Annotated in this window: 3 protein-coding genes and 1 pseudogene; all 4 read right to left on the bottom strand. The window is 38.8% G+C overall.

The genetic code is table 11. The features are described from left to right. A partial coding sequence (gene acs / locus PSN35_RS06280; RefSeq protein WP_300030989.1) for an acetate--CoA ligase occupies window positions 1–1,542 on the bottom strand: 1,542 nt, incomplete at its 3' end. Between the two features lie 63 nt (window positions 1,543–1,605). Beyond that, a complete protein-coding gene (locus PSN35_RS06275; RefSeq protein WP_300030986.1) occupies window positions 1,606–2,298 on the bottom strand; it encodes an exonuclease domain-containing protein in 693 nt (230 codons plus the stop codon). Continuing rightward, window positions 2,295–4,127 carry a putative nucleotidyltransferase substrate binding domain-containing protein gene (locus PSN35_RS06270; protein ID WP_300030983.1) on the bottom strand — a complete coding sequence of 611 codons (1,833 nt, stop codon included), beginning with the start codon at window positions 4,125–4,127 and terminating at the stop codon, window positions 2,295–2,297. The genes PSN35_RS06275 and PSN35_RS06270 overlap by 4 nt, the downstream gene beginning before the upstream one ends. Further along, window positions 4,128–4,466 (bottom strand): annotated as a pseudogene (locus tag PSN35_RS06265) (hypothetical protein); the annotation flags it as partial.

The raw sequence follows: 4,466 nt of genomic DNA, 5'->3' as shown, positions 1-4,466 counted from the left end.
AATATTTAGCACATCATCCACACGACCAGTAATCCAGTAGTAGCCGTCTTTGTCACGCTTAACCCCATCACCAGCAAAATACTTACCTGGGAAGGTTGAAAAATAAGCCTCCATAAAACGCTCGTGATTATTGTAAAGCGTGCGCATTTGCCCTGGCCAAGATCTTGCCAGTACTAAAATTCCTTCCGCTTCACCTTCTAGCACCTCACCCTGCTCATTAACGATTTGTGGCTCAATGCCAAAAAATGGCTTGGACGCTGAACCTGGTTTTAATGCTGTTGCATAAGGCAGCGGGGTAATCATATGACCACCAGTTTCGGTTTGCCACCAAGTATCTACCACGGGGCATTTGCCTTGACCCACCACATGATAGTACCATTCCCAAGCTTCCGGATTAATCGGCTCACCTACTGTACCCAATACACGCAAACTAGAGCGGTTGGTTTTTTCCACAAACTCATCACCTACACCCATTAGCGCGCGAATCGCAGTTGGCGCTGTGTAGAATGTATTCACCTGATGTTTGTCAATTACTTGCCAAAAACGTGAGGCATCAGGATAAGAAGGGACGCCTTCAAACATCAGTGTGGTTGCACCGTTAGCAAGCGGACCGTAAACAATATATGAGTGCCCTGTTACCCAACCCACATCAGCAGTACACCAATACACATCACCCTCTTGATAATCAAAAGAATATTTATGTGTCATGGCTGCATAAAGCAAATAGCCACCAGAGGTATGTAATACGCCTTTTGGCTTGCCAGTTGATCCTGAGGTATAAAGAATGAATAGTGGTGTTTCAGCGTCATAAGCCTCGCATGGACATTCACTTGGCACATTAGCCACTAAATCGTGATACCAAACATCTTTAATGCCCCAATGCACTTCGCCTTTAGTATGCTGAACAACAACCACCGCGTCAACACAAGTACATGCGCCAATAGCTTTATCTACATTTGCCTTAAGCGGAATAGATTTCCCACCACGCACACCTTCATCAGCGGTAATCACTACCCTACATTCGGAATCCAAAATTCTATCTTTTAGCGCTTCTGGAGAAAACCCGCCAAACACCACCGAATGAATCGCGCCAATGCGAGCACAAGCCAGCATTGCGTAGCTCGCCTCTAAAATCATTGGCATGTAAATACAAACCCTGTCGCCTTTTTTAACACCTAGTTGCTTTAAACCATTAGCCAGCTTAGCTACTTCGTCATGAAGTTGTTGATAGGTCACCTTTTGACTAACTTCAGGATTATCACCCTCCCAAATAATCGCTGTTTGATTAGCCCTTTGTGGCAAGTGACGGTCAATACAATTGTAAGCAACATTTAACTCACCACCTTTAAACCATTCAATTTGGCCCTGAGTGTAATCCACGTTAGAAACCTCGTCCCAATCTTTATCCCAACTTAAAAATTCTTTCGCTTGACCAGCCCAAAATTCATCAGAATGATTAATTGACTGCTCATACATTGACTGGTATTTACTTTCATCAATTAATGGAGTTTTGCTAGATTTTGGAATTGGATACATGGCCATGGATAATCACGAATAAAATAAATAAATAATACCTAAAAAAATGCCTTTCTAGAAAGCAATTTGTCAAATCAAGTCTTTTAATTTAAGCGAGTTGACGCTGCCCGTATAATCAATTTGAGCTAAAAATAATTCCGCCGTTGCAATTGCATCTTGCATGGCATTATGCGCTTTATAACGCGGCAAATGATATTTCTCACGCAACGCATACAAGCGTAAACCGTCGGGTTTAATAGTCCCATGAGTCTGGCGTATTTTCAGTTGCTCAATTTTGAGTGTATCGATCATTATCATAGGCAAAGATCTCATCTGATAAAGCGCTCTGCACGCCTGATTAATAAAGCCTTTTTCAATAGCATCAAAATGAACAATAACAACTCTGTCAGTCATTTCTGCTAGCAAAACATTCATGGCATGACTCAACGACACACCTTTTTTCAATTCATCATCGGTTAATTGGTGAATGCCGACATTGTCTTCAGTTAGTTGTTTGTTCGGGTTAATCAAGATATGTGTCGAGGTTGTCGGCATAACATGAAGACTTTTAATCACCGTATAGCCCATGCTAATGATCTGATCATCCATTGCATTTAAGCCGGTTGTTTCAAAATCTAGCACTAGAAATTCTAACTCTTTAATCAACTCATTACCCTTGGGTAATGAATGCGATAAATAGCTTTTTATCGCAGAAGACTCTGTCAGTTTCTTTAAGGCTTGCTTTCGACGATATTCAGCAAAAAGATGATTAAAAAATATCATAATATGGAAGTCTGATATTGTGAGCCCATTGCTGATTGCATATCAGTCACAATACTAAAAGCATCTTTTAAGTGCCTTCTATCCAATGAAGAGATCTCTTTAATTAATACGTAATTGTCCGCAGGATTGCCTAATTTAATTTGAAACTGTTGGTGTTTAATTCTAATTAAATTAATAATTTTATAAGCTTCAATTAAGTCATCTGCGCCCGATTGACTCAAGCCGCCTACTTCTACCAACTCCCTTAATCTATCTTGCGTATTGATTGACTTAACTCCGTGTGATAGTGCGTAAACTCTAGCAATATCCACAATTGGCACCACACCTTTTTTCTTCAAATCCAAGGCACTTTCATTAACACCGTTTTTATCTAAAATAAAATTACGGAAAAATCCTAATGGCGGAGTATAGTGCAATGCATTAGCGGCCATGTGAGACTGAAATATAGTATTTTTATGCGATTTTTTCAAAACACCCGATAACAAAGTATCTAGTAAAGTTGCATCCCCGTATAAGCACTTAAGATCAAAAAATATACTTGCGTACATAAGTGCTTTTGGATCTGGCTCAATAATCCATTGACTGTAATAAGACTTCCAAACTGACAAAGGTTGTCGCCATTTACTATTAGTGGCCATAACATCGCCAGGACAATAAACATAGCCACAAGCGTTTAAACCATCAGAAACATATTTAGCCAACTGATCAAAATACTCTGCGTGCAAATTAGGCTGATATGCATCAGATAAAATAATCAAATTATCTTGATCGGAGTGTGCAATTTGTTCAGAACGGGCCATTGATCCTGCCACAACCCAAGCATACTCAACAGGTGGAGGGCCTAATAATTCTTCAGCTTGTTTTAATAATTGCTGATTAATTGTGCGCCCAACAGAACTAACTGAATAAGTAATATCATGCTCATCCATGTTTGAATCAAAGCTACTTTGTAGCAATAAAGGCACTTGTTGAGATATTCTCTCTAAATCAGCCCTATTTTCAGAAACCAGCACTTCGTTAATTAGAAAAACCACATTATGGCTTTGTTTGCGCAATAGGTCTGCCGCTGTAATAATGCCAACAACCTTGTTATTTTTAATAATAGGCAAATGTCTAATATGTGACTTTGCCATCAATAACATGGCCTCAATGCCGCTTTTATAATAAGCAATTGAGATAGGGTCTTTAGTCATAATTTTGCCAACTATTTCAGTTGCATCAATCCCACCAGCCACAACTTTGGTGCAAAACGCACGATCAGTAACAATGCCACACAACTGATCATTGTTAGTCACAATAACAGCGGTGATATTTCTATCAGTCATTAATTTAGCGACTTGCTCAATACTAGTCTGCTGATCAACTAAATATGCATCATTTGCTCTAGACATTGACAGTACAGAGTTATTGAGCAAATTATCTTGCTTGGTAATATTTTGAAAAGCAATACCTGTTTTTAAATTGGCATCAACAAAGAAATTTTCAATCGTGTTATTATTGGCAAACAGCTCATGAAAGTGGTGCTTATCAATTCGATAATAAAGCGTATCCTCTTGACAAGAGTGAACATAAAGTAATAATTGATTACTATAACCAAACCATTGATGCTCACCTAAAATCGAAAATAGCTGCTCATTTTCATCTTCAATTAATACCGCACCCTTGCGAACTAAATACAAATAATCAGGCTTAAGTGTTAACACATGGCCTTTTCGACGATAGCCAATTTCGGTTTTTAAAATTAAGGATTTAAGCTGCTCAGTAGTTGCACAATCTAAAGGGAGTGTTGCCTTAAAAAAATCAACAATTTCTAAAGCTTCAATTTCCATTTAAAAAACCTTCTCCTGATAAACAAAAGTAGCAGGCACTTCCACATAAAAAGTACTGCCACCAGCTTGGACAGCAAACTGTAAATAGTCTGTTTGATTAATCTGAATCAATGCACTCTTCCATGAAGTACCTGCTGCATCTTCTTGCACCATAGATTTGGGCAATGATTGTGAATTTTTCTGACGAACCAAGGAAAAATTAACCTTCTGCAATGGTGTTTCTGAACGCAAGTGAAGGTAATTTTGACCATAGTTCAAGCTATTGGTAGTTATTGACAATTCCAAATCACCATTAACTAAATCACAATGCCCACTTTCCCAGCGACAATTAGGTTTAGC

The sequence above is a fragment of the Candidatus Thioglobus sp. genome (assembly GCF_028599055.1).
Lineage (GTDB): Bacteria > Pseudomonadota > Gammaproteobacteria > PS1 > Pseudothioglobaceae > Thioglobus_A.
Note: the sequence above shows the minus strand (reverse complement) of the source record. Positions and strands in the feature narration are given on the sequence as shown.